The sequence below is a fragment of the Pseudomonas sp. Marseille-Q1929 genome (assembly GCF_017316265.1).
GTDB lineage: Bacteria > Pseudomonadota > Gammaproteobacteria > Pseudomonadales > Pseudomonadaceae > Aquipseudomonas.
This window is the reverse complement of the sequence record NZ_JAFLWU010000034.1, coordinates 26,284-51,520: the sequence shown is the minus strand read 5'-3', so window position 1 is coordinate 51,520 and position 25,237 is coordinate 26,284. Positions and strand designations below refer to the sequence as shown.

Sequence of the window (25,237 nt, the reverse complement as noted above, 5' to 3'; positions counted from 1 at the left end):
CAATCACCATGCTTACGGCGTTGAGTTTGAACTCGCTGGAATAGGACTTTCGCATCATCTGCACACCTCAGGTTTGGGCGCCATCATAGTGCCCTATTGATGTGTCCAAATTCATTAGGCCAGTTCAAGCCAGCTCCCACATTGACATCAGCGGTTTTGAGATAGGTAAGCAATCAGCAACTGCACAGTGCGTTATCCAGCACCTTGCGCAGTTCCAGCGGGTGGTCCACCACCACGTCGGCGCCCCAGTTGCGTGGGTTGTCGTCCGGGTGGATATAGCCGTAGGTCACCGCCGCGGTGCGGGTGCCGGCATCGCGGCCAGACTCGATGTCACGCAGGTCATCGCCCACGAACAACGCGCTGGCCGGGTCCAGGTCGAGCATCTTGCACGCCAGGATCATCGGCTCCGGGTCCGGCTTGCTGTTTTTCACGTGGTCCGGGCAGATCAGCAGGGCCGAGCGCTCGGCCAGGCCCAGTTGCTGCATGATCGGTTCGGCAAAGCGCAGCGGCTTGTTGGTGACCACGCCCCACACCAGCTTGGACTTCTCGATGTCCGCCAGCAGTTCGGCCATGCCGTCGAACAGTTTGCTGTGCACCGCGCAACCCTTGAGGTAACGCTCCAGGAACTCCAGGCGCAGTTCTTCGAAGCCTGGGGATTCCGGGTCCATCGAAAAGGTCACGGCGACCATCGCCCGCGCACCGCCGGAGATTTCATCGCGGATGTGCGCATCGTTGATCGGCGCCAGGCCGCGGTCGGCGCGCATGGCCTGGCAGATGGCGATAAAGTCCGGCGCGGTGTCCAGCAGCGTACCGTCCATATCGAAGAGAACCGCTCGCAACTTCACAGGCTTACTCCTCGCGCAGGGTCTGGATCATGTAGTTGACGTCGACGTCGCTGGCCAGCTTGTAGTGCTTGGTCAGCGGGTTGTAGGTCAGGCCGATGATGTCCTTGACGGTCAGCCCGGCCTGGCGGCTCCAGGCGCCCAGCTCGGACGGGCGGATGAATTTCTTGAAGTCATGGGTGCCACGCGGCAGCAGCTTCATGATGTATTCGGCGCCGATGATCGCGAACAGGTAGGCCTTGGGGTTGCGGTTGATAGTGGAGAAGAACACCTGGCCGCCTGGCTTGACCATGCGGAAGCACGCGCGGATCACCGAGGACGGGTCCGGCACGTGTTCGAGCATTTCGAGGCAGGTGACCACGTCGAACTGCTCGGGCATTTCCTCGGCGAGGTCTTCGGCGGTGATCTGGCGGTATTCGACGTTCACGCCGGATTCCAGCTGATGCAGTTGGGCCACGGCCAGTGGCGCTTCGCCCATGTCGATACCCATCACCGTGGCGCCGCGCTGGGCCATGGCTTCGCTGAGGATGCCGCCGCCGCAGCCGACGTCCAGCACCTTCTTGCCGGCCAGGTTGACGCGTTCGTCAATCCAGTTGACCCGCAGCGGGTTGATGTCGTGCAGGGGCTTGAACTCGCTTTCGCGGTCCCACCAGCGGTGAGCCAGGGCTTCGAATTTGGCGATTTCGGCGTGGTCGACGTTGCTCATGGTGCATCCTCTAAATCTGATAAATCGGTTTGTCGGTCTTGAACGTGCGGCGTCAAGGCCAGCGTTATTCGTGGTGCCCGCTGATGCGCTTGCCCCAGGCCATGGCCGTGGCGGTCAGTTGCTGTTCATCCATGCGGGTCAATTGCCGATCGTCGAGCAATTGCTTGCCGGCGACCCAAAGGTGTTTCACGCAATCCCGTCCGGTGGCATATATAAGCTGTGAGACTGGATCGTAGACCGGTTGTTGCGCCAGCCCCGACAGATCGAAGGCGACCATATCCGCCGCCTTGCCGACTTCCAGTGAGCCAATCTCGCTTTCCAGGCCCATGGCCCGTGCGCCATTGAGGGTGGCCATGCGCAAGGCGCGGTGGGCATCCAGGGCGGTGGCCGAGCCGGCGACGGCCTTGGCCAGCATCGCTGCCGTGCGGGTTTCACCCAGCAGGTCGAGGTCATTGTTGCTGGCGGCGCCATCGGTGCCGATGGCCACATTGACGCCAGCCTGCCACAGGCGCTCTACCGGGCAGAAGCCGCTGGCCAGTTTCAGGTTCGATTCCGGGCAGTGGATCACGCTGGTGTTGCTTTCTACCAGCAAAGCCAGGTCGTCCTCGCTGATTTGGGTCATATGAACGGCCTGGAAGCGCGGGCCCAACAGCCCAAGGCGGCCCAGGCGTGCGAGCGGGCGCTCGCCGGTCTGTTCGACGGCTTGCTGCACTTCAAAGGCGGTTTCGTGCACGTGCATGTGGATCGCGGCGTCCAGCTCTTCGGCGATCACGCGGATTTTTTCCAGGTTGGCATCGCACACGGTGTAGGGCGCGTGGGGGCCGAAGGTGACCTTGATGCGCGGGTGGTGCTTGAGGTCGCCGAACAGCTCGACACCCTGGCGGATGGCCTCGTCGGCGCTGCCGGCGCCGGGAATCGGGAAGTCGAGGATCGGAATCGCGATCTGCGCACGCATGCCGCTGTTATGCACGCAGTCACTGGCGACCTTGGGGTAGAAGTACATGTCCGAGAAACAGGTGATGCCACCCTTGAGCTGCTCAGCGATGGCCAGGTCGGTGCCGTCGCGTACGAACGCCTCATCGACCCACTTGGCCTCGGCGGGCCAGATGTGTTTTTCCAGCCAGGTCATCAGCGGCAAATCATCGGCCAGGCCGCGAAACAGGCTCATTGCCGCATGCCCGTGGGCGTTGACCAGGCCGGGGCTGAGCAGCATGCCCGGCAACTCGCGGACCTCGGTGGCTGCCAGCTTCAATGCCGCCGCCCGTGGGCCGATAAAGGCGATGCGCCCATCACGGATGCCCACGCCATGTTCCTTGAGCACCACGCCGGCAGGTTCGACGGGCACCAGCCAGGTGGGCAGTAATACCAAGTCGAGCGGGGCGGCAGTGGCGGTCATCGCGGGCTTCTTCCCAGGCAGCTATAAAAGAAGGCCGAAGTATACCCGAGCGTCCTGGCTGGCGGATCGCTATAATCGGCGGCTTTTGTTCATGAGTGCGGAGTAAGGGATGCGCGATCGACTGTTGGCTGCGGAGAAAGTGAAGGCCATCGATTGGCGTGATGGCGCGCTGTACCTGCTCGATCAGCGTGCCTTGCCGTCCCGGGAAAGCTGGGTGGCGTGCTCCACGGTTGAGGCGGTGGCCGCAGCGATTCGCACCATGGTCGTGCGCGGTGCGCCGGCCATCGGCATCAGCGCGGCCTATGGCCTGGTGCTCGCCGCCCGTGAACGTATCGCCGAGGGCGGTGACTGGCAGGCTGCATGGGAAGAAGACTACGCACTGTTGGCTGAAAGCCGTCCCACCGCGGCGAACCTGTTCTGGGCCCTGAAACGCATGCGCGACCGTCTGGACCGGCTCAAAAAGCACGCTGATCCGCTGGCAGTGCTGGAGGCTGAGGCCATTGCGATTCATGAAAGTGATCGGGAAGCCAACTTGAACATGGCCCAGCTGGGCGTCGAGCTGATCCGCAAGCACCAGGGCAACGCCCAAGCGATCCTGACCCATGGCAACGCCGGCGCCTTGGCTACGGGTGGTGTGGGCACGGCCCTTGGGGTGATTCGCGCGGCCTTCCTGGAAGGCATGGTCGAGCAGGTCTACGCCAACGAAACCCGCCCCTGGCTGCAAGGCTCGCGGCTGACTGCCTGGGAGCTGGCGGGCGAGGGCATCCCGGTGACGGTGAATGCCGACTCGGCGGGCGCGCATATCCTCAAGACCAAAGGCGTGACCTGGGTGATCGTCGGCGCCGATTGCATTGCCGCCAATGGCGATGTGATCAGCAAGATCGGCACCTACCAGCTTGCCGTGTGTGCCATGCACCATGGTGTGCGCTTTATGGTGGTGGCGCCGAGTTCGACCGTCGATTTGATGATGGCGACGGGCGATGACGTCGCGCTGGAAGAGCGTGATCCGGGCGAGTTGCTGGAGATTGTCGGGCAGCGCCTGGGGGTGGATGCGTTCAATCCGGTGTTTGACGTGACGCCGGCGGATCTGATCGACGTGATCGTCACGGAGAAGGGCATTGTCGAACGGCCGGATGTGGCCAAGATGGCCAAGTTGATATGCCGTAAGCGTCTGCATTGAGGGCTCTTTTGCCACTGAAATCGCTATCGCAGGCAAGCCAGCTCCCACACTGACGGTGTACGCCGATTAAAATGTGGGAGCTGGCTTGCCTGCGATTGGCCCTCAAAGTCAACAAAACCCTCGGATCTACCCACAAAAAATAGCCTCAACGCTTCTCTAAGCCCCTCTCGTCCCCCTCAAGCCTGTCACCCGTCAACTAACTATGCTCCATGCGCATCTGGGGGATAGGTGCGTGGCGGCGATTGTGATAACATCCGGCGGTTTCCAAGGCCGCCCCGAGGGGTTGCCTATAACGTGCAGATCCGTGTCATAACTCGTTGATTTGTCGTAAGTCGTTGTCAGGCACCGTGCCGGCAGCGGCGAGCTTCGTTCGTCCCATATGGATGTGACGAGGTTTCACCCGAAAAAGGAATCAGGCTTCTCATGGGCGAACTGGCCAAAGAAATCCTCCCGGTCAATATCGAAGACGAGCTGAAACAGTCCTACCTCGACTACGCGATGAGCGTAATTGTCGGTCGGGCACTGCCTGATGCGCGCGATGGCTTGAAGCCCGTGCACCGGCGTGTGCTGTTCGCGATGAGCGAGCTGGGTAACGACTGGAACAAGCCGTACAAGAAATCTGCCCGTGTTGTCGGTGACGTGATCGGTAAGTATCACCCTCACGGCGACACTGCGGTGTACGACACCATCGTTCGGATGGCGCAGCCGTTTTCCCTGCGCTACCTGCTGGTAGACGGCCAGGGCAACTTCGGTTCGGTCGACGGCGACAACGCCGCGGCCATGCGATACACCGAAGTGCGCATGACCAAGCTGGCGCACGAGCTGCTGGCTGACCTGCACAAAGAAACCGTGGACTGGGTGCCGAACTACGACGGCACCGAAATGATCCCGGCTGTGATGCCAACCCGTATTCCCAACCTGCTGGTCAACGGTTCCAGCGGTATCGCCGTGGGCATGGCGACCAACATCCCGCCGCACAACCTCGGTGAAGTCATCGACGGTTGCCTGGCCCTCATCGACAACCCTGAGCTGACCGTCGATGAGCTGATGCAATATATTCCCGGCCCGGACTTCCCGACCGCCGCGATCATCAACGGTCGCGCCGGCATCATCGAAGCCTACCGCACCGGCCGTGGCCGCATTTACATGCGCGCCCGCTCGATGATCGAAGACATCGACAAGGTCGGTGGCCGTCAGCAGATCGTCATCACCGAACTGCCTTACCAGCTGAACAAGGCGCGTCTGATCGAGAAGATCGCCGAGCTGGTCAAAGAGAAGAAGCTGGAAGGCATCACCGAACTGCGCGACGAGTCCGATAAAGACGGTATGCGCGTGGTGATCGAGCTGCGTCGTGGCGAAGTGCCTGAGGTGATCCTCAACAACCTCTACGCCCAGACCCAGCTGCAAAGCGTGTTTGGTATCAACGTGGTTGCACTGATCGACGGCCGCCCGCGCATCCTGAACCTCAAGGATCTGCTCGAAGCCTTCGTGCGTCACCGCCGCGAAGTGGTCACCCGCCGTACCGTGTTCGAACTGCGCAAGGCCCGCGAGCGCGGCCACATCCTGGAAGGCCAGGCGGTTGCGCTGTCGAACATCGACCCGGTGATCGCCCTGATCAAGGCCTCGCCAACCCCGTCGGAAGCCAAGGAAGCGCTGATCAGCACGCCTTGGGAGTCCAGCGCTGTGGTAGCGATGGTCGAGCGTGCCGGTGCCGATTCGTGCCGTCCAGAGACCCTGGACCCACAATACGGTCTGCGCGAAGGCAAGTACTTCCTGTCGCCGGAACAGGCCCAGGCCATCCTGGAGCTGCGCCTGCACCGCCTGACCGGCCTGGAGCACGAGAAGCTGCTGGCCGAGTACCAGGAGATCCTCAACCAGATCGGCGAGTTGATCCGCATCCTCAGCAGCGCCGTGCGCCTGATGGAAGTGATCCGCGAAGAACTGGAAGTGATCCGCGCCGAATACGGCGACGTGCGTCGCACCGAGATCCTCGATGCCCGCCTCGACCTGACCCTGGGTGACATGATCCCGGAAGAAGAGCGCGTGGTGACCATCTCCCACGGTGGCTACGCCAAGACCCAGCCTTTGGCTGCCTACCAGGCCCAGCGCCGTGGTGGTAAAGGCAAATCGGCTACCGGCGTGAAGGACGAGGACTACATCGCTCACCTGCTCGTGGCCAACAGCCACACCACGCTGCTGCTGTTCTCCAGCAAGGGCAAGGTGTACTGGCTCAAGACCTACGAGATCCCGGAAGCCTCCCGTGCCGCCCGTGGTCGTCCGTTGGTCAACCTGCTGCCGCTGGACAGTGATGAGTACATCACCACCATGCTGCCGGTCGAGGAATACACCGAAGGTCACTTCATCTTCATGGCGACTGCCAAAGGCACCGTCAAGAAGACCCCGCTGGAATCCTTCAGTCGCCAGCGCAGCGTGGGTCTGATCGCCCTGGAACTGGACGAAGGTGACGTACTGATCTCCGCCGCCATCACCGATGGCGAGCGTGAAGTCATGCTGTTCTCCGACGGTGGCAAGGTAACGCGCTTCAAGGAATCCGACGTTCGCGCCATGGGCCGTACCGCCCGCGGTGTGCGCGGCATGCGCCTGCCAGAAGGGCAGAAGCTGATTTCGATGCTGATCCCGGAAGAAGGCAGCCAGATCCTTACCGCTTCGGCGCGTGGTTACGGCAAGCGTACTGCCATCAGCGAGTTCCCGGAGTACAAACGTGGCGGCCAGGGCGTGATCGCCATGGTCAGCAACGACCGCAACGGCCGTCTGGTCGGCGCGGTCCAGGTGCTCGATGGCGAGGAAATCATGCTGATTTCCGACCAGGGCACCCTGGTACGTACCCGTGTGGCCGAAGTGTCGAGCCTGGGCCGTAACACCCAGGGCGTGACGCTGATCAAGCTGGCCAGCGACGAGACACTGGTGGGCCTGGAGCGAGTCCAGGAGCCATCGGAAGTCGAAGGCGAGGAGCTGGAAGGTGAAGGCTTCGATGGCGAGGTGATCGCAAGCGGCGATGACAACGTGGACGAGCCAACCCTCGACGCTGCCGCAGACGAAGAAGAACCGCAGGAATAAGCGGACACACAGGGGGCGGATGAAGATTCGCCCCCTTGTTGTTTGTCCCCTTTGAAACAACATGTCCTTTGGCTGGACGCGGTCAATGTGGGAGCTGGCTTGCCTGCGATGGCAGCGCCGCGGTATCACTGCGATACCGAGGTGCCCTTATCGCAGGCAAGCCAGCTCCCACAAGGGTTCGCTCCAGAGAAAGGGTGTTGCCGAACATGATTGCAGCCCCACCAGATCAGAGTGAGATTGGATGTGAGCAAGAGAGCCTATAACTTCTGTGCCGGTCCCGCGGCGCTTCCTGAAGCAGTCCTGCAGCGTGCGCAGGGTGAACTCCTCGACTGGCATGGAAAAGGCCTCTCTGTGATGGAAATGAGCCATCGCAGCGATGAGTTCGTGTCCATTGCCAACAAGGCCGAGCAGGATCTGCGCGACTTGCTGGACATCCCATCAAACTACAAAGTGCTGTTCCTGCAAGGCGGCGCCAGCCAGCAGTTCGCGCAGATCCCACTGAACCTGCTGCCGGAAGATGGCACTGCCGACTATATCGACACCGGTATCTGGGGCCAGAAGGCCATTGAAGAGGCCTCGCGCTACGGCAACGTCAACGTCGCCGGTACCGCCAAGCCCTACGACTACTTCGCCATTCCAGGTCAGAACGAGTGGAAGCTGTCGAAGGATGCGGCCTACGTCCATTACGTGCAGAACGAAACCATCGGCGGCCTGGAATTCGACTGGGTGCCGGAAGTGGGCGACGTGCCGCTGGTGTGTGACATGTCCTCGGACATCCTTTCGCGCCCGATCGACGTGTCCAAGTACGGCATGATCTACGCCGGCGCGCAGAAGAACATTGGCCCGAGCGGCATCCTGGTCAACATCATCCGTGAAGACCTGCTGGGTCGCGCCCGTTCGCTGTGCCCGACCATGCTCAACTACAAGGTCGCGGCCGATAACGGCTCGATGTACAACACCCCGCCGGCGTTCGCCTGGTACCTGTCCGGCCTGGTGTTCGAGTGGCTGAAAGAGCAGGGCGGTGTCGCCGCCATGGGCAAGCTCAACGAAGAGAAGAAGCGCACCCTGTACGACTTCATCGACGCCAGCGGCCTGTACAGCAACCCGATCAATCTCAGCGACCGCTCGTGGATGAACGTACCGTTCCGCCTGGCTGACGACCGCCTGGACAAGCCGTTCCTGGCCGGCGCCGACGAACGCGGCCTGCTCAACCTCAAGGGTCACCGTTCGGTCGGTGGCATGCGCGCCTCCATCTACAACGCTGTCGACATCCACGCGATCAACGCGCTGGTTGCCTACATGGCAGAGTTCGAAAAGGAACACGGCTAATGTCTGAGCAAGAACTCAAGGCCCTGCGCGTACGCATTGACAGCCTGGACGAGAAGGTCCTGGAGCTTATCAGTGAGCGTGCGCGATGCGCCCAGGAAGTGGCGCGGGTGAAGATGGCGTCCCTGGCGGAAGGTGAAGTGCCGGTGTTCTACCGGCCTGAGCGTGAAGCCCAGGTGCTCAAGCGCGTGATGGAGCGCAACAAAGGGCCGCTGGGTAACGAAGAGATGGCGCGGTTGTTCCGTGAAATCATGTCGTCGTGCCTGGCCCTGGAGCAGCCGCTGAAAGTGGCTTACCTCGGCCCTGAAGGCACCTTTACCCAAGCGGCGGCCATGAAGCACTTCGGTCACGCGGTGATCAGCAAGCCAATGGCAGCGATCGACGAAGTGTTCCGTGAAGTGGCAGCCGGTGCGGTGAATTTTGGCGTGGTCCCGGTGGAAAACTCCACCGAGGGCGCGGTCAACCACACCCTGGACAGCTTCCTTGAGCACGACATGGTGATCTGCGGCGAAGTCGAGCTGCGTATCCACCACCACTTGCTGGTGGGCGAGAACACCAAGACCGACAGCATCAGCCGTATCTACTCCCATGCGCAGTCCCTGGCCCAGTGCCGCAAGTGGCTGGATGCGCACTACCCGAATGTCGAGCGCGTGGCGGTGTCCAGCAACGCCGAAGCGGCCAAGCGGGTCAAGGGCGAGTGGAATTCGGCGGCGATCGCCGGTGATATGGCAGCGGGCCTGTACGGCCTGACACGCCTGGCTGAGAAAATCGAGGACCGCCCGGATAACTCCACGCGCTTCCTGATGATTGGCAGCCAGGAAGTGCCGCCGACTGGCGACGACAAGACCTCGATCATCGTCTCCATGAGCAACAAGCCCGGCGCGCTGCATGAGCTGCTGGTGCCGTTCCATGACAACGGGATTGACCTGACGCGCATCGAGACTCGTCCTTCGCGCAGCGGTAAATGGACCTACGTGTTCTTTATCGACTTCATCGGCCATCACCGCGACCCGCTGGTCAAGGGTGTGCTGGAGAAAATCAGTCAGGAAGCGGTGGCACTCAAGGTGCTGGGCTCCTACCCGAAAGCGGTTTTGTGAGGCGTTAACATGAGTGGCAACTTCCTCGCCCTGGCGCAGCCGGGCGTGCAACAACTGTCGCCTTACGTCCCGGGCAAGCCTGTGGACGAGTTGGCGCGTGAGTTGAACCTGGACCCGGCGAAGATCGTCAAGCTGGCCAGTAACGAGAATCCGTTGGGCCCAAGTCCCAAGGTGTTGGCAGCGATTCGTGAAGAGCTGGCCGAGCTGACGCGTTATCCCGATGGCAACGGCTTTGCCCTGAAGTCGCTGCTGGCCGAAAAGTGCCGGGTCGAGCTGAACCAGGTAACCCTGGGCAACGGCTCCAACGACATTCTTGAGCTGGTCGGCCGTGCTTACCTGGCGCCGGGCCTCAACGCGGTATTCAGTGAGCACGCGTTTGCCGTCTACCCGATCGTCACCCAGGCGGTTGGCGCAGATGCGCGGGTGATTCCGGCGAAGGACTGGGGTCACGACCTGCCGGCCATGCTGGCGGCCATCGATGCACAGACCCGCGTGGTGTTTATTGCCAACCCGAACAACCCGACCGGGACCTGGTTCGATGCGCAGGCGCTGAACGATTTCCTGCAGGACGTGCCCGAGCACGTGCTGGTGGTGCTGGACGAGGCCTATATCGAGTACGCCGAAGGCAGCGATCTGCCGGATGGTCTGGACTTCCTGGCGGCCTACCCGAACCTGCTGGTCTCGCGCACGTTCTCCAAGGCTTATGGCTTGGCGTCGTTGCGGGTTGGCTACGGTTTGTCCACGGCCGTCGTCGCCGATGTGCTAAACCGCGTACGCCAGCCGTTCAACGTCAACAGCCTCGCCCTGGCGGCGGCCTGTGCGGCGGTGAAGGATGCCGAGTACCTGGAAGAAGGCCGTCGCATCAACGAAAGCGGCATGTTGCAACTGCAGGAAGGTTTCCGTGAGTTGGGCCTGGGCTGGATTCCGTCCAAGGGCAACTTTATCTGTGTCGATCTTGGCCAAGTGGCGGCCCCGGTGTTCCAGGGCCTGCTGGCTGAAGGTGTGATCGTGCGCCCGGTGGCCAACTACGGCATGCCGAACCACCTGCGTATCACCATTGGTTTGCCGGCCGAGAACGCCCGCTTCCTGGAGGCGTTGGCCAAGGTTCTGGCTCGTGGTTGATGTCACTGCAATGCAACCTGATGTGCCTATGATCGGTCGCCTGGTGGTGGTCGGCCTGGGGTTGATCGGTGGCTCCTTTGCCAAAGGCCTGCGTGAAAGCGGGTTGTGTGGCGAAGTGGTCGGTGTGGACCTGGACCCGCAATCGCGCCAGTTGGCGGTTGAGCTTGGGGTAGTCGATCGCTGTGAGGCGGACCTGGCGCTTGCCTGCCAGGGCGCGGATGTGATCCAGCTGGCTGTGCCGATCCTGGCCATGGAGAAGTTGCTGGCGTTATTGGCTGGCATGGACCTGGGCCAGGCGATCCTGACGGACGTCGGCAGCGCCAAGGGCAATGTGGTGCGCGCGGCGCAACTGGCCTTTGGCGGCATGCCTGCGCGCTTTGTGCCGGGGCATCCGATTGCGGGCTCCGAGCAGAGCGGGGTGGAAGCTTCCAACGCGCAGTTGTTCCGTCGCCACAAGGTGATCCTGACGCCTCTGGAGCAGACCGATCCGGCCGCGCTGGCCGTTGTGGATCGGCTCTGGCGCGAGCTGGGTGCGGACGTCGAGCATATGCAGGTCGAGCGCCACGATGAAGTGCTGGCGGCGACCAGTCATCTTCCGCACCTGCTGGCCTTTGGCTTGGTGGATTCGCTGGCCAAGCGCAACGAGAACCTTGAGATTTTCCGTTACGCCGCCGGTGGCTTCCGTGATTTCACGCGGATTGCCGGCAGTGATCCGGTGATGTGGCACGACATCTTCCTCGCCAATCGCGAAGCGGTGTTGCGTACCCTGGACACCTTCCGCAGCGACCTCGACGCCTTGCGTGACGCGGTTGACGCGGGTGATGGGTACCAATTGCTGGGCGTGTTCACTCGTGCGCGGGTGGCGCGGGAGCATTTCAGCAAGATCCTGGCGCGTCGCGCCTACATGGAAGCGGCGGTGGATGCCGATGAACTGACGTTCCTGGCCAATCCGGGTGGCTGCTTGAGCGGTCGTATTCGTATGCCGGGCGACAAGTCGATCTCCCATCGCTCGATCATGCTGGGTTCGTTGGCTGACGGTGTGACGGAAGTCGAAGGTTTCCTCGAAGGCGAAGATGCCTTGGCGACCTTGCAGGCGTTTCGCGACATGGGTGTGGTGATTGAAGGACCGCACCATGGGCGCGTGACCATTCACGGCGTGGGCTTGCATGGCTTGAAGGCCGCGCCAGGGCCGATTTACCTGGGGAACTCCGGTACGTCCATGCGGTTGCTTTCCGGGCTGCTGGCCGCGCAAAGCTTCGACAGTGTGCTGACGGGCGATGCTTCTCTATCCAAGCGCCCCATGAATCGTGTGGCCAAGCCGCTGCGGGAAATGGGCGCGGTGATCGAGACCGGCCCTGAAGGGCGGCCGCCGCTGACTATTCGTGGCGGCCAGGCGTTGAAAGGGCTGACGTACGCGTTGCCGATGGCCAGCGCGCAGGTTAAGTCCTGCCTGTTGCTGGCCGGGCTGTACGCGTCAGGCAAGACCTCGGTGACCGAGCCTGCGCCGACCCGTGATCATACCGAGCGCATGCTGCGCGGTTTTGGTTATCCGGTGACGGTTGACGGGGCGACGGCGTCGGTCGAGTCCGGGCATGCGCTGACGGCAACCCGTATCGAGGTGCCGGGGGATATTTCTTCTTCGGCGTTTTTCCTGGTGGCCGCTTCGATTGCCGAAGGCTCCGACTTGTTGCTGGAGCACGTTGGCATCAATCCGACGCGTACCGGGGTGATCGACATCCTGCGCCTGATGGGGGCGGATATCACTTTGGAAAACCCGCGTGAAGTGGGTGGGGAGCCTGTGGCCGATCTGCGTGTGCGCGCGGCGGCGTTGAAGGGGGTCGAGATTCCCGAAGCGCTGGTGCCGTTGGCGATCGATGAGTTCCCGGTGCTGTTTGTGGCGGCAGCTTGTGCAGCGGGGCGCACCGTTTTGCGGGGCGCTGAAGAGCTGCGTGTTAAAGAGTCTGATCGTATTCAGGTCATGGCCGATGGTCTGCTGGCGCTGGGGGTCAAGTGTGAACCGACCCCTGATGGGATTATTATCGACGGTGGCCCGATTGGGGGTGGTGAAGTCCATGCTCACGGTGATCATCGGATTGCCATGGCCTTCAGCGTTGCTTCCCTGCGGGCGGCAGCGCCGATTCGTATCCGTGACTGCGCCAATGTTGCTACATCTTTTCCGAACTTTCTTACACTGTGTGCCCAAGTCGGCATCCGTGTAGCCCAAGAGGCTCAATTGTGAATATTAAAGCACCGGTGATTACCATCGACGGGCCAAGCGGCTCGGGCAAAGGCACGATCGCCGGCATCCTGGCCAAGCGCCTGGGTTGGTGCCTGCTGGATTCCGGCGCGCTGTATCGCCTGCTGGCGTTTGCTGCGCGCAACCATGGCGTGGACCTGACCAACGAAGAATCCTTGAAGCTGCTGGCGGCGCATTTGGATGTGCAGTTCGTCGGGGCGACGGAAGGTCATCCGCAACGCATCATCCTGGAAGGGGATGATGTGACCGACGACCTGCGCAATGAGCAGGTCGGTTCCTGGGCCTCGCAGATTGCCGCGTTGCCGGCCGTACGTGATGCATTGCTGCAGCGCCAGCGGGCTTTTCAGGAACCGCCGGGCCTGGTGGCTGACGGGCGTGATATGGGAACGGTGGTGTTTCCCGAGGCGCCGCTGAAGGTTTTCCTGACTGCCAGCGCCGAGGAGCGGGCTCGCCGCCGTTACTTGCAGTTGAAGGGCAAAGTCGATGGTGTTAGTCTGTCGAGTCTGCTAGATGAGATCCGTGCACGTGATGAGCGTGATACCCAGCGCGCAGTAGCCCCGCTCAAACCGGCGGCTGATGCGATACAGTTGGATTCCACGGAGTTGTCCATCGAGCAGGTGCTGGAACGCATCTTGAGCGAAATCGCCATTCGCGATATCGCCGGGTGACCAAGAAGGCCGCAGGGGACCAGTCATAGTCCTGCGGTGGCTTCTTTTAACTGAAACTGACCCACACCGTCTGGGGTGTGGAGATGGGCGTATTCTTCGCCCTTATCAACAGGAATTAAAATGAGCGAAAGCTTTGCGGAACTCTTTGAAGAAAGCCTAAAAACCCTGAACCTTCAGGCAGGCTCCATCATCACCGGTGTTATCGTTGATATCGATTACCAAGCTCGCTGGGTAACCGTTCACGCTGGTCTGAAGTCTGAAGCTCTGATCCCGCTGGAACAGTTCTACAACGATGCTGGTGACCTGACTATCAATGTCGGTGACGAAGTTCACGTTGCTCTGGACTCGGTTGAAGACGGTTTCGGTGAAACCAAGCTGTCCCGTGAAAAAGCCAAGCGCGCTGAATGCTGGATTGTTCTCGAAGCAGCCTTCGCAGCTGAAGAAGTGGTCAAGGGCGTTATCAACGGTAAGGTTAAAGGCGGCTTCACTGTCGACGTTAACGGCATCCGTGCGTTCCTGCCAGGTTCTTTGGTCGACGTTCGTCCAGTGCGCGACACCACGCACCTGGAAGGCAAGGAACTCGAATTCAAGGTCATCAAACTCGACCAGAAACGCAACAACGTTGTCGTTTCCCGTCGCAGCGTCCTGGAAGCAGAGAACTCCGCCGAGCGTGAAGCTCTGCTGGAATCCCTGCAGGAAGGCCAACAAGTCAAAGGTATCGTCAAGAACCTCACCGATTACGGCGCATTCGTCGATCTGGGTGGCGTCGATGGCCTGCTGCACATTACCGACATGGCTTGGAAGCGTATCAAGCATCCATCTGAAATCGTCAACGTTGGCGACGAGATCGATGTAAAGGTTCTGAAATACGATCGCGAGCGCAACCGTGTTTCCCTGGGCCTGAAGCAACTGGGTGAAGATCCATGGGTTGCTATCAAAGCCCGTTACCCAGAAAGCACTCGCGTAACCGCGCGTGTTACCAACCTGACCGACTACGGCTGCTTCGCTGAGCTGGAAGAAGGCGTGGAAGGCCTGGTACACGTTTCCGAAATGGACTGGACCAACAAAAACATCCACCCTTCGAAAGTCGTACAAGTCGGCGACGAAGTGGAAGTTATGGTTCTGGACATCGACGAAGAGCGTCGTCGTATCTCCCTGGGCATCAAGCAGTGCAAATCTAACCCATGGGAAGATTTCTCTGGCCAGTTCAACAAGGGCGATAAAATCTCCGGCACCATCAAGTCGATCACCGATTTCGGTATCTTCATTGGTCTGGACGGCGGCATCGACGGCCTGGTTCACCTGTCCGACATCTCCTGGAACGAAGTTGGCGAAGAAGCTGTTCGTCGTTTCAAGAAGGGCGACGAGCTGGACACCGTTATCCTGTCGGTTGACCCAGAGCGCGAGCGCATCTCCCTGGGTATCAAGCAGCTGGAAAGCGACCCGTTCTCTGAATACGTTCAGGACAACGACAAAGGCGCAATCGTTAAGGGCATCGTGAAAGAAGTTGACGCTAAAGGCGCCATCATCACTCTGGCCGACGATATCGAAGCGACTCTGAAAGCCTCCGAAATCAGCCGTGACCGCGTTGAAGACGCGCGCAACGTTCTGAAAGAAGGCCAGGAAGTAGAAGCCAAGATCATCAGCGTTGATCGCAAGAGCCGCGTGATCCAACTCTCCATCAAGTCGAAAGACGAAGTGGAAGAGAAAGAAGCTATCCAGAGCCTGAAATCGGCTCCGGAAGCTGCACAAGGCGAGACCACCATGGCCTCCCTGCTGCGCGAAGCAATGGCTAAGCAGAACTAAGTTCTGTAAAGCTGTAGAAAAAGGGCGACTTCGGTCGCCCTTTTTTGTGCCTGAAATTCGTTGAATCAACAACGAAGAACCAAGCGGTATGAGCGATTGTCAGAACTGACTATAGTCGTTTGAAAGTGTTGACTCAGTAAGGGGTGGAATGAACAGACTTGTCGTGATATTCGCGGTGGTAATGCTTGCGGGGTGCTCTGCCACCAGTGCCAAGACCCACGCCCGGCACGGTGTCAGCGGCATCGAGATCGATTGTTCGGGGCTTGGCTCAGGCTGGGACAAGTGTGAGAAGCGCGCGGCCCGTGAATGCAAGCTGCAGGGCTACAAGGTTGTCACCAGGTCTAGCGATGCGAAGGATGAGGAGGGCGACTACCTGTTTGGCTGGAATCCGGCAGGTGCTGTCACTCGGACGATGTTGGTGATCTGTAATTAGGCGCGTAAGTCGCGTTTTGCCGCCTTGCGCTAACCCGTAGATAAGTTGGTATATGGGCTGTTCAAATTCGTCAAGTCATGCTAAAACCTTCGAAGCGCTTTTCCTAGCTGCTTGAAAAAGAAGGGAAAAATATGACGAAGTCGGAGTTGATCGAACGAATTGTCACCCATCAAGGGCTGCTTTCATCCAAGGATGTAGAGCTGGCCATCAAGACCATGCTTGAACAGATGTCCCAATGTCTGGCTACCGGCGATCGGATTGAGATCCGCGGGTTTGGGAGCTTCTCGCTGCACTATCGTGCGCCGCGGGTTGGGCGTAATCCCAAGACCGGGCAGTCGGTCAGTCTCGACGGTAAGTTCGTTCCTCACTTCAAGCCGGGCAAGGAGTTGCGGGATCGGGTGAACGAAGAGGAAGAAGAGGGTGTCTGATAGCTTTCGGTAGGGAGAAAGGTATGCGTGGAGTTAAGCGTGTCGTTGCGGTGTTTTCAGTCTTGGCTGCTGTGCTGGTGGCATTGGGCTTTGTGCTGGAAAACCAGCAAGGTATGGCCCTCTCGTTCCTCGGTTTGGAGACTGCACGGATGCCGGTGTCGGTGTTTGTGGTGGTGGCATTGATTGTAGGGATGTTGGTGGGGCCGTTCCTCGGCGTTTTGGTTCGTGGTCGCCGTCATAAATCGACTGTTTCGGTCCGAAATTAAAGGCTGTCATGTTGTGGCGGTTGAGCATTTTTCAGTAACCGTCTGTCAGTTTTTTTCCTCCAAAAATCGCATCAATGTCTGTACCGTCGCGCAATGATTCGGCGTTACGGCTAGCGAGTAAGGCTGGTAACCTTTTCGGAAATGCCTTACAGATAAGTCTTGGCTTGTAATATGTCAGAGAGATGGCAAAATGAAATCTGTTCTCGATTACAGACATTTTGTGCACTAAATGCTCGGCGGAGACGCTGGGTTTTGGTGGTGGTAAAAATAGGATAAAAAATACACAATTTGATCTGCATGACGAGCCCGAAGTTTCTCTTGAAGGCAGGTTTTCGTTGTGAGTAGTTTCCAAACCCCCTCTATTTCCTCGTCCGATGAAATCGATCTCTTCGCTCTTTGTCGCACAGTGTGGCAGCGTAAGGCTTTAGTTCTTTATGTGACGGCCTTAGTTGGAGTTGCCGCCAGTACGTATGCTTTCCTGGCGATTCCTGAATATAAGGTCAGCAGCCTTTTGCGTCCGGCGGCAATTAATGAGCTAGACGCTTTGAATCGCTCTGAGATTTATAAACTTCCACCAGGTGAAGCATTAATTAAGGTGGGAGCTTCTTTGGAGTCTTATGAGGCCCGCCTGGGCTTTTTTAGGGCAAATCAAAAGCTGTTCAGCAAATTTGAACGCCCCGGCAGAACTCTTGAGCAAAGCTTTGAAGAGTTTAATGCCAATTCAATTAATCTGATCGTTCCAGAGTCTGAAAAGACAAATGCCTTGAGTGCTTATGTCAAGCTTGAGATGAACTATCCCGAAGGTGTGGACGGGGTGGCGATACTCAATGGCTTTGTACAATATGCAATCGCTAACCAGCAACAGCAGATTTCCGCTGACATGGAAGTTATTGTCAGGAACCGCTTGAGCGAGATCGCTGGCAAGCTCAAGGCCGCGCGGTCCAGCTATGACAATGACAAAGCTGCCAAGATCGCTACGTTGAGTGAAGCTGACAGTGTCAAACGTGCCCAGTTGCAGGATGAATTGAAGGCTCTCCGTGCCCAACTTAAAACCCAGCGTGCTGACCGTGTAGCGCAGTTGAACGAAGCAATAGCTATTGCGAGTTCTCTTGGCATCCTTAAGCCGACGACACCTTCTTCGCTGGGAGATACTGGGGGACGAAGCGGTCAGTCGGTGATGCGCACAGAGGTAAATAACAATCAGATTCCTCTGTACTTCATGGGCGTAGATGCACTGATGGCGGAGCGAGCCGTGCTGCAGAAGCGAAGCTCGGATGACTTTACCGAAGTTAGAATTGCCCAAATAGCCCGCGATCTTCAGCTTCTGCAGACTAACCGTGAGGTTGAAGTGCTCAAGCAGCGGCAGAATGAGGAGCTTTTCCTCAATGGTGTGGAGGCATTGCGCGCCGAACAGGCGCGGTTGCGTAACCTGAACGTAGACATGAGTGGTTTGAAGCTTGTGACGATTGACAAGGAAGCAATCGAACCGCTTGGTCCCGCCAAACCTAAGAAGATATTGGTTATATTGGCCGGCGTTGTGTTGGGTTTGGTGCTCGGCATCATCACCGCTTTGGTGAGCGCCGCTGTTCAGCGTCGACGCGACCACGGCCTGAACGTGCCAGCATTGGCGAACGCTTCGGTGCCTTCAAAAAAAATCACGTTGAAAGATGAAGGTTCGCTCTGAAATGGGGTCGTTGTGGCTGTCTATGGCTGGCCCGGCGTGATGGCGTTACGATATTTGTGGTGCCTCTTAACCGTGCGACGCTATCTTTATGCGGATTTCGGAACGAAGCTATGATTTAATCCGTACCATGTCTGATACGAAGTGATTCGCCATTAGAGGCGGCCCTCAGGCCATTCGCTTGATGAACCTGCCGATACTGGCGGGCCCGATTGAGGTGGGGGGCGAATGGGCAATATGAAGTTGCCCAAAGTCGGATCACACATTGGCTTTAAAAATTATATGGTTTAATCGGAGCGTTACAGATGCACCTGCAGAAGCTGGCCAGTGTTGCTAAGTTCAAAAGTAAGGAAGCGTTGATCGGGATTGTTGGTCTTGGTTATGTCGGGCTGCCCTTGATGCTTCGTTATAATTCAATTGGTTTTCGCGTACTGGGTATAGATATTGATGCGAAAAAGGTCGCGGACCTTAACGCAGGCATAAGTGACATCGAGCATATCTCTTCATCCAAAGTTGCTGCTGCGCGCAATTCGGGCTTTGAAGCCACCGCTGAATTTGCTCGCGCTGCCGAGTGCGACGCGTTGATCCTGTGTGTGCCCACGCCGCTGAACAAGTATCGTGAACCCGACTTGAGTTTCGTCATTGCCACCACGGACTCGATCAAACCTTACCTGCGCGCAGGTCAGGTTGTGTCGCTGGAAAGCACTACCTATCCCGGTACCACTGTCGAAGAGCTACTTCCCCGCGTTCAGGAAGGTGGTTTAGTGGTGGGTGAAGACATCTTTTTGGTTTACTCACCGGAGCGTGAGGATCCCGGTAATCCAGACTTCGAGACCCGCACCATCCCGAAAATTATCGGCGGCGACACGGCAGCATGTCTGGAAGTAGGTACCGCTCTTTACGAACAGGCGATTGACCGAGTGGTTCCAGTCAGCTCTACCAAAGCGGCAGAGATGACCAAACTACTGGAAAATATTCATCGCGCCGTCAATATTGGCTTGGTTAACGAAATGAAAGTCGTTGCTGACCGTATGGGAATCGATATTTTTGAAGTCGTGGATGCCGCCGCCACGAAGCCATTTGGCTTTACAGCTTACTACCCTGGTCCCGGGCTGGGCGGACACTGCATTCCGATCGATCCGTTCTATTTGACGTGGAAGGCCCGCGAATACGGTTTGCACACTCGATTCATCGAGCTTTCGGGTGAGGTTAACCGAGCAATGCCCGAGTATGTCGTCAGTAAGCTGGCAGATGGTCTCAATGAGCGCGGCAAGCCGCTCAAAGGCAGCAAAGTCCTGATCTTGGGCATTGCCTACAAGAAGAACGTGGACGATATGCGCGAATCTCCGTCGGTAGAGATCATGGAGATGCTCGAAGCCAAAGGCGTCACAGTTGCTTACAGCGATCCACACGTTCCAGTATTTCCCAAAATGCGCGAGCACCATTTTGACCTCGCCAGTGTGGCGCTGACTGCCGATACTGTGGCGGGGTATGACGCAGTTGTTCTGGCGACAGACCACGAAAAATTCGATTACGAACTCATCAAGTCCTCCGCTCAACTGATCGTGGACAGCCGTGGCAAGTACCGCCAGGCGGCTCCTCATATCGTTAAGGCTTGATCAAGCCGACTTGAACGACGCGTGCTTTCGGCGCCCATTGTGTTGTGCGCCGAAAATCCTCGAATGCCTAGGGAAGAATCATGAAAAATTTTGCATTGATCGGCGCTGCGGGGTACATCGCCCCGCGTCACATGCGGGCGATCAAAGATACGGGCAATGTGTTGGCTTCTGCTTATGACATCAATGACTCTGTTGGCATCATCGACAGTCTGTCCCCAGACAGTGAGTTTTTCACCGAGTTTGAGCGGTTTCAGGAGCACGCCTTTCGTTTGAAGCGGGATCCGAAAACGGCACTGGATTACGTGGCTATCTGCTCACCCAATTATCTGCATCATGCCCACATTGCCGCAGGCCTGCGGTTGGGGTGTGATGTAATTTGTGAAAAGCCACTTGTCCCCACTACCGAAATTCTCGATGAGCTTTCGCGAGTTGAGCAAGAGACTGGCAAGCGTGTCTTTAACATATTGCAGCTTCGACATCACCAAGCCATTCTCGATCTGAAAGAGAAGGTAGCCAGTGAGAAAAAAGAAGCGAAGTATGAGGTCGAATTAACCTACATGACCTCTCGCGGAAAATGGTACATGGAAAGCTGGAAAGGTGATCCGCGCAAGTCATTCGGTGTGGCGACTAATATTGGCGTCCACTTTTACGACATGCTGCACTTCGTTTTTGGCAGCCTGGAACGCAATGTTGTGCACTTTGTCAGCGAGCATAAAGCAGCAGGCTATCTGGAGTACGAGAAAGCACGAGTCAGGTGGTTCCTGACTATTGATGCCAATGATTTGCCAGCCTCTGTGAAGGGCAAGAAATCTACCTATCGTTCCATTACTGTCGATGGTGATGAACTTGAGTTTTCCGAAGGTTTCACTGACCTCCATACAACCAGCTATCAGGAAATATTGGCTGGTCGTGGTTATGGCATAGAAGACGCGCGTCACTGCGTACAGACTGTCGAAACCATTCGGGCTTCGAAGGTTGTGCCACCCTTAGATGGGGAAGGTCATCCAATACTGGCAGAACTATTGGGGTGACATCCCAATGGAGGATGACTGTTGTAGTCATCCTCTTGCGCCGTCATTGGGCAATTGGCAGGATTAATTAGCGTCATCGATAGGGCGGATTAACTTTTCTTTATGAAGTTATTTAGTTGTATAAAGTAAGAACGCGCAGTATTTATTGATTCTGGTTGTTGTCGATTGGCGGCAGCTTTGTGAGAAGAGTTTGGCGTGTCGTTGTGGTTGGTCACTGGTGAGCCTTCGCGCCCGAGTGTTTCGAAACCTCAAGGCCGCAGGCTGTTTAGGAGAGAGTCTTTGAAGCGGCTTGCGATTGTAGGTGCTGGTGGCCATGGGAAGGTCGTGGCGGAAACCGCCGAATTTTGTGGTTGGCAACACATAGAGTTTTTCGATGACAATTGGCCGGCGCGAACGGCAAATAGCCACTGGGCTATCACGGGTGATATGTCCTTGTTGCTGAGACGAATGGCAGAATTTGATGGCGTCGTAGTCGCGATTGGCAGCAATAGTGTGCGCCATTCGAAATCGATTGAGTTGGAGAACGGTGGGGCCCGTCTGGCCACGTTGGTACATCCCTCCGCAACGGTCAGTCCCCGTGCAAGGATAGGTGCTGGCTCTGTGGTTTTTGCCGGGGTTGTCGTGAACGTGGATGCCACCGTGGGTCAAGGGGCAATTCTCAATACGGGGTGTAGTATTGATCATGACTGCCACCTGGAGAGTTTTGTTCATATAAGCCCTGGTGCCAGGCTGGCAGGCGGTGTTGCGGTTGGAGATTTGAGTTGGGTCGGTATAGGCGCGACTGTCATACAATCGGTCCGTATTGGTAAAAAAGTGACTGTCGGTGCGGGCGCGGTGGTAGTGGGTGAGGTTGCCGATTTGCTCACAGTGGTTGGCGTGCCGGCGAAGGCGCTGTAAATGAATGGGCGTACGCAGCGCCTTTATTTTTTATCCGAACTCACAGGAATTGTTTTGTGCTGAATACACATTTTTCCCCTTGGCCTTCTTTTACTGTCGAAGAGGCGGATGCTGTACGAAGTGTAATCCTCTCGAACAAAGTCAATTACTGGACCGGTACCGAGTGCCGGGAGTTTGAGAAAGAGTTTGCCGCCTGGACGGGCACTGAATACGCAATCGCACTCGCCAATGGCACCGTAGCTTTGGATTTGGCACTTCAGGCTCTGGGTATTGGTGCGGGTGATGAAGTGATCGTGACGTCCCGGACGTTCCTCGCCTCTGTTTCCAGTATCGTCAATGCGGGTGCTGTTCCGGTGTTCGCTGATGTAGACCCCGATTCACAAAATATTACAGCGCAAACCATCGAGGCCGTCATAACACCCCGTACCCGAGCGCTGATTTGTGTGCATCTGGCAGGTTGGCCCTGTGATATGGATCCGATCATGGCATTAGCACAATCCCATGATCTGAAAGTTATCGAAGACTGCGCCCAAGCTCACGGTGCTACCTACAAAGGTCGGCCTGTCGGGTCAATCGGGCACGTTGGAGCCTGGTCGTTCTGTCAGGACAAAATCATGACCACCGGGGGTGAAGGTGGAATGGTCACCACCAATGACCGTGAACTCTGGCGTTCCATGTGGGCGTTTAAAGACCACGGCAAAAGCTGGGAAGCGGTTTACGAGCGCGAGCATCCGCCTGGTTTTCGATGGCTGCATGAAGGGTTTGGGACAAACTGGCGGATGCTTGAAGTGCAAGGGGTTGTTGGGCGTATCCAGTTGCGTCGGATGGCTGCCTGGCGTGACAGTCGTAATGGAAATGCACAACGTATTTGGGATTGCGCAGCCGAGTTGAAAGGGCTGCGAGTACCTGTACTGCCGTTGAATTGTGTGCATGCCGCCTATAAATGTTATGTTTTTGTGGATCCTGAAAAACTTCAACCCGAATGGAGTCGTGATCGTATTCTGTCGGAAATTGCTGCTTTGGGAGTGCCATGCTTTTCGGGTTCATGTTCAGAGGTGTACCTTGAGAAGGCGTTTGATGGCACTGGCTGGCGCCCTGCCGAACGCTTACCTGTGGCGAAAGTTTTGGGCGAGACCAGCTTGATGTTTCTGGTTCACCCAACGCTTAGTCAGGTGGAAATAGACGAGACCTGTGCTGCGTTGAAAACGGTAATGAAGGCAGCAACAGGCGACTAAATTTTAAGTCGTGCTGCTCTACATGAGCGGGACTCTCGGATTTGAGATTAAAGGCATACGATGGTGCGTGTCCCACGGGAGCACGCATTGTTATTGATGTAGGTTGCAGGAGCAGTACAAGGTGTTTGAAGGGGTTATGGAGAGATTTAGAGCGTTGCTGCTGGCTTTGCCACGTCGTCAGAAGCGTCTGATTCAGGTTGCCACAGACGTCGTACTGGTCTGGCTGGCACTTTGGATGGCGTTCGTGGTGCGCCTAGGCATTGACGAAATGGTTAACCCCATTATCTTTCATCCTTGGTTGTTCTTCAGTGCTCCCCTTGTGGCTGTGCCGCTTTTTATCCGATTTGGGATGTATCGGGCAGTCATGCGCTACTTCGGTAATGACGCCCTGGTCGCGATTATTAAAGCTGTGAGCCTGTCGTCGCTGATACTGGGATTGGTTGTTTATTGGTACAGCAATCATCAGAACGTAGTACCGCGTTCCATTATCTTCAACTACTGGTGGCTGAGCCTCATCATGATTGGTGGTTTGAGACTCGCCATGCGCCAATACTTTCTTGGTGACTGGTTTGCGGCCTCACAGCATGTACCTTTCACTAATCGTGAAGATGGCCTTCCCCGCGTGGCTGTCTATGGTGCCGGCGCAGCCGGAAACCAGTTGGTCGCAGCATTGCGCATGGGGCGGCTGATGCGACCAGTCGCCTTTATCGATGACGATGTAAGCATCTCAGACCGCATTATTTCCGGTCTTCAAGTCTACAAGCCAAAGCACATTCAGCGCATGATCGAAGTGACTGGCGCACAGGAGATCCTGCTGGCGATTCCATCCTCCAACCGTGGGCGTCGCCGCGAAATTCTGGGTTTCCTCGAAGGCTTTCCACTCCATGTGCGCAGCGTTCCAGGCTTCATGGATTTGGCCAGCGGTCGCGTCAAGGTTGACGATATTCAGGAAGTTGACATCGCCGACTTACTGGGTCGCGATACAGTCCCCGCGCAAGAAGATCTATTGGAGCATTGTATCCGGGGACGAAGTGTTATGGTCACCGGAGCCGGTGGCTCTATTGGTTCGGAGCTGTGTCGCCAGATTCTCTCGTTACGTCCCACGACATTGCTATTGTTCGAGCACGGTGAGTTTAATCTGTACAGCATTCTGAACGAACTGGAGCAGCGAATCGCTCGAGAGTCGCTGCCGGTGCGTTTGTTGCCAATACTCGGTTCGGTACGTAACCAAAGCAAATTGCTTGATGTAATGAAAGCCTGGCATGTCGACACCGTCTACCATGCGGCAGCTTATAAGCATGTGCCTATGGTCGAACACAACATTGCTGAGGGCGTCCTAAATAATGTACTAGGGACGCTGTATACTGCCCAGGCCGCGCTTCAGTCCGGTGTGGCAAACTTCGTGTTGATTTCCACAGATAAAGCAGTGCGCCCAACCAATGTCATGGGCAGCACCAAGCGGCTGGCCGAGATGACCCTTCAAGCTCTGAGTCGTGAGGCTGCGCCCATTTTGTTCGGGGAAAAATCCAACATTTCCCAAGTTAACAAAACCCGTTTCACGATGGTGCGTTTTGGCAACGTACTGGGGTCGTCAGGTTCTGTAATCCCACTTTTTCACCGGCAAATCAAATCGGGTGGGCCCTTGACGGTGACCCACCCGAAAATCACACGATATTTCATGACGATACCTGAAGCGGCTCAATTGGTAATCCAGGCGGGGTCCATGGGGCTTGGAGGGGACGTATTCGTGTTGGACATGGGCGAGCCTGTCAAAATTGTCGAACTAGCGGAAAAGATGGTCCATCTGTCGGGCTTGAGTGTGCGCTCGGAAAAAAATCCCCAAGGTGATATAGCAATTGAATTTACTGGGTTGCGTCCTGGAGAAAAGCTCTACGAGGAGTTGTTGATAGGCGACAATGTGGCCCAAACCCAGCACCCTATGATCATGAGCGCCAACGAAGATCATATTTCCTGGGAAGCGCTGAAAGTCAGATTGAATCAGTTACTTGCTGCAGTGGATGAAGACGATTACACGCGTGTGCGCCAGTTATTACGAGAAACCGTCAGTGGTTATACACCTGACGGTGAAATAGTCGACTTGATGCATCAGCAACGTCGTCTTGAGCCGTGATTGATCGTTAAATATTTTTATCTGTTTATGCATGCTTG

General features: G+C 57.3%; 20 protein-coding genes. 17 read left to right on the top strand and 3 right to left on the bottom strand.

Translation table 11 applies throughout. The features are described from left to right. Positions 1-173 precede the first annotated feature (173 nt). The 3 genes from mupP to J1G37_RS25555 all read right to left on the bottom strand — a co-directional run bounded on the left by mupP (position 174) and on the right by J1G37_RS25555 (position 2,944). Complete coding sequence (gene mupP / locus J1G37_RS25565) at positions 174-845, bottom strand: N-acetylmuramic acid 6-phosphate phosphatase MupP (protein ID WP_207046228.1); 672 nt, start codon at positions 843-845, stop codon at positions 174-176. Positions 846-849: 4 nt separating this feature from the next. Beyond that, complete coding sequence (gene ubiG / locus J1G37_RS25560) at positions 850-1,548, bottom strand: bifunctional 2-polyprenyl-6-hydroxyphenol methylase/3-demethylubiquinol 3-O-methyltransferase UbiG (RefSeq protein WP_017734479.1); 699 nt, start codon at positions 1,546-1,548, stop codon at positions 850-852. A 64-nt stretch (positions 1,549-1,612) separates the two neighbouring features. Next, the gene (locus tag J1G37_RS25555; protein ID WP_207046226.1) at positions 1,613-2,944 is read right to left on the bottom strand and encodes a TRZ/ATZ family hydrolase; all 1,332 of its coding nucleotides are present in this window, start codon (positions 2,942-2,944) and stop codon (positions 1,613-1,615) included. Positions 2,945-3,053: 109 nt separating this feature from the next. On the opposite strand from J1G37_RS25555, the gene mtnA reads away from it, so the two are divergent. The 17 genes from mtnA to J1G37_RS25470 all read left to right on the top strand — a co-directional run bounded on the left by mtnA (position 3,054) and on the right by J1G37_RS25470 (position 25,199). After that, positions 3,054-4,124, top strand: coding sequence for an S-methyl-5-thioribose-1-phosphate isomerase (mtnA, locus tag J1G37_RS25550; RefSeq protein WP_207046224.1), 1,071 nt, complete (start codon positions 3,054-3,056; stop codon positions 4,122-4,124). Positions 4,125-4,547: 423 nt separating this feature from the next. Further along, positions 4,548-7,202, top strand: coding sequence for a DNA gyrase subunit A (gene gyrA / locus J1G37_RS25545; protein WP_207046222.1), 2,655 nt, complete (start codon positions 4,548-4,550; stop codon positions 7,200-7,202). A 243-nt stretch (positions 7,203-7,445) separates the two neighbouring features. Beyond that, positions 7,446-8,531, top strand: a complete 1,086-nt coding sequence (serC, locus tag J1G37_RS25540; protein ID WP_207046220.1) for a 3-phosphoserine/phosphohydroxythreonine transaminase — start codon at positions 7,446-7,448, stop codon at positions 8,529-8,531. Next, entirely contained in the window at positions 8,531-9,625 is a 1,095-nt protein-coding gene (gene pheA, locus J1G37_RS25535; protein ID WP_003172650.1) for a prephenate dehydratase, read from the top strand. Before serC ends, pheA begins: the two co-directional genes overlap by 1 nt. Before the next feature lie 9 nt (positions 9,626-9,634). Beyond that, entirely contained in the window at positions 9,635-10,747 is a 1,113-nt protein-coding gene (gene hisC, locus J1G37_RS25530; RefSeq protein ID WP_207046218.1) for a histidinol-phosphate transaminase, read from the top strand. Between the two features lie 28 nt (positions 10,748-10,775). Next, on the top strand, positions 10,776-12,986 hold the full coding sequence (locus J1G37_RS25525) for a bifunctional prephenate dehydrogenase/3-phosphoshikimate 1-carboxyvinyltransferase (RefSeq protein ID WP_242551730.1): 2,211 nt from the start codon (positions 10,776-10,778) through the stop codon (positions 12,984-12,986). Beyond that, positions 12,983-13,672: a (d)CMP kinase gene (gene cmk, locus J1G37_RS25520; protein ID WP_124528091.1), complete on the top strand. Its 690-nt coding sequence runs from the start codon at positions 12,983-12,985 to the stop codon at positions 13,670-13,672. The genes J1G37_RS25525 and cmk overlap by 4 nt, the downstream gene beginning before the upstream one ends. A gap of 120 nt (positions 13,673-13,792) precedes the next feature. Further along, a complete protein-coding gene (gene rpsA / locus J1G37_RS25515; protein ID WP_207046213.1) occupies positions 13,793-15,478 on the top strand; it encodes a 30S ribosomal protein S1 in 1,686 nt (561 codons plus the stop codon). 148 nt (positions 15,479-15,626) lie between these two features. Next, positions 15,627-15,911, top strand: coding sequence for a hypothetical protein (locus J1G37_RS25510; RefSeq protein WP_207046211.1), 285 nt, complete (start codon positions 15,627-15,629; stop codon positions 15,909-15,911). A gap of 131 nt (positions 15,912-16,042) precedes the next feature. Next, positions 16,043-16,339 carry an integration host factor subunit beta gene (gene ihfB, locus J1G37_RS25505; protein WP_003189779.1) on the top strand — a complete coding sequence of 99 codons (297 nt, stop codon included), beginning with the start codon at positions 16,043-16,045 and terminating at the stop codon, positions 16,337-16,339. 23 nt (positions 16,340-16,362) lie between these two features. Further along, positions 16,363-16,605 carry a lipopolysaccharide assembly protein LapA domain-containing protein gene (locus J1G37_RS25500; protein ID WP_207046209.1) on the top strand — a complete coding sequence of 81 codons (243 nt, stop codon included), beginning with the start codon at positions 16,363-16,365 and terminating at the stop codon, positions 16,603-16,605. A 337-nt stretch (positions 16,606-16,942) separates the two neighbouring features. Continuing rightward, positions 16,943-18,289, top strand: coding sequence for a Wzz/FepE/Etk N-terminal domain-containing protein (locus J1G37_RS25495; protein WP_207046207.1), 1,347 nt, complete (start codon positions 16,943-16,945; stop codon positions 18,287-18,289). Between the two features lie 302 nt (positions 18,290-18,591). Beyond that, positions 18,592-19,905: a UDP-N-acetyl-D-glucosamine 6-dehydrogenase gene (gene wbpA, locus J1G37_RS25490; RefSeq protein ID WP_034112505.1), complete on the top strand. Its 1,314-nt coding sequence runs from the start codon at positions 18,592-18,594 to the stop codon at positions 19,903-19,905. Between the two features lie 80 nt (positions 19,906-19,985). Beyond that, positions 19,986-20,936, top strand: coding sequence for a Gfo/Idh/MocA family oxidoreductase (locus J1G37_RS25485; RefSeq protein WP_034112507.1), 951 nt, complete (start codon positions 19,986-19,988; stop codon positions 20,934-20,936). Between the two features lie 279 nt (positions 20,937-21,215). Then, a complete protein-coding gene (locus J1G37_RS25480; protein WP_207046205.1) occupies positions 21,216-21,833 on the top strand; it encodes a NeuD/PglB/VioB family sugar acetyltransferase in 618 nt (205 codons plus the stop codon). A gap of 56 nt (positions 21,834-21,889) precedes the next feature. Continuing rightward, complete coding sequence (locus tag J1G37_RS25475; protein ID WP_207046203.1) at positions 21,890-23,068, top strand: DegT/DnrJ/EryC1/StrS aminotransferase family protein; 1,179 nt, start codon at positions 21,890-21,892, stop codon at positions 23,066-23,068. A 136-nt stretch (positions 23,069-23,204) separates the two neighbouring features. Beyond that, the gene (locus J1G37_RS25470) at positions 23,205-25,199 is read left to right on the top strand and encodes a nucleoside-diphosphate sugar epimerase/dehydratase (protein ID WP_034112556.1); all 1,995 of its coding nucleotides are present in this window, start codon (positions 23,205-23,207) and stop codon (positions 25,197-25,199) included. Positions 25,200-25,237: the final 38 nt, after the last annotated feature.

Bases quoted from the DNA above. Each gene is read 5' to 3' on its own strand.
- ubiG (WP_017734479.1), bottom strand. From the start codon at position 1,548: ATGAGCAACGTCGACCACGCCGAAATCGCCAAATTCGAAGCCCTGGCT.
- J1G37_RS25555 (WP_207046226.1), bottom strand. From the start codon at position 2,944: ATGACCGCCACTGCCGCCCCGCTCGACTTGGTATTACTGCCCACCTGG.
- mtnA (WP_207046224.1), top strand. From the start codon at position 3,054: ATGCGCGATCGACTGTTGGCTGCGGAGAAAGTGAAGGCCATCGATTGG.
- gyrA (WP_207046222.1), top strand. From the start codon at position 4,548: ATGGGCGAACTGGCCAAAGAAATCCTCCCGGTCAATATCGAAGACGAG.
- pheA (WP_003172650.1), top strand. From the start codon at position 8,531: ATGTCTGAGCAAGAACTCAAGGCCCTGCGCGTACGCATTGACAGCCTG.
- hisC (WP_207046218.1), top strand. From the start codon at position 9,635: ATGAGTGGCAACTTCCTCGCCCTGGCGCAGCCGGGCGTGCAACAACTG.
- J1G37_RS25525 (WP_242551730.1), top strand. From the start codon at position 10,776: ATGATCGGTCGCCTGGTGGTGGTCGGCCTGGGGTTGATCGGTGGCTCC.
- rpsA (WP_207046213.1), top strand. From the start codon at position 13,793: ATGAGCGAAAGCTTTGCGGAACTCTTTGAAGAAAGCCTAAAAACCCTG.
- J1G37_RS25510 (WP_207046211.1), top strand. From the start codon at position 15,627: ATGAACAGACTTGTCGTGATATTCGCGGTGGTAATGCTTGCGGGGTGC.
- ihfB (WP_003189779.1), top strand. From the start codon at position 16,043: ATGACGAAGTCGGAGTTGATCGAACGAATTGTCACCCATCAAGGGCTG.
- J1G37_RS25500 (WP_207046209.1), top strand. From the start codon at position 16,363: ATGCGTGGAGTTAAGCGTGTCGTTGCGGTGTTTTCAGTCTTGGCTGCT.
- wbpA (WP_034112505.1), top strand. From the start codon at position 18,592: ATGCACCTGCAGAAGCTGGCCAGTGTTGCTAAGTTCAAAAGTAAGGAA.
- J1G37_RS25485 (WP_034112507.1), top strand. From the start codon at position 19,986: ATGAAAAATTTTGCATTGATCGGCGCTGCGGGGTACATCGCCCCGCGT.
- J1G37_RS25470 (WP_034112556.1), top strand. From the start codon at position 23,205: ATGGAGAGATTTAGAGCGTTGCTGCTGGCTTTGCCACGTCGTCAGAAG.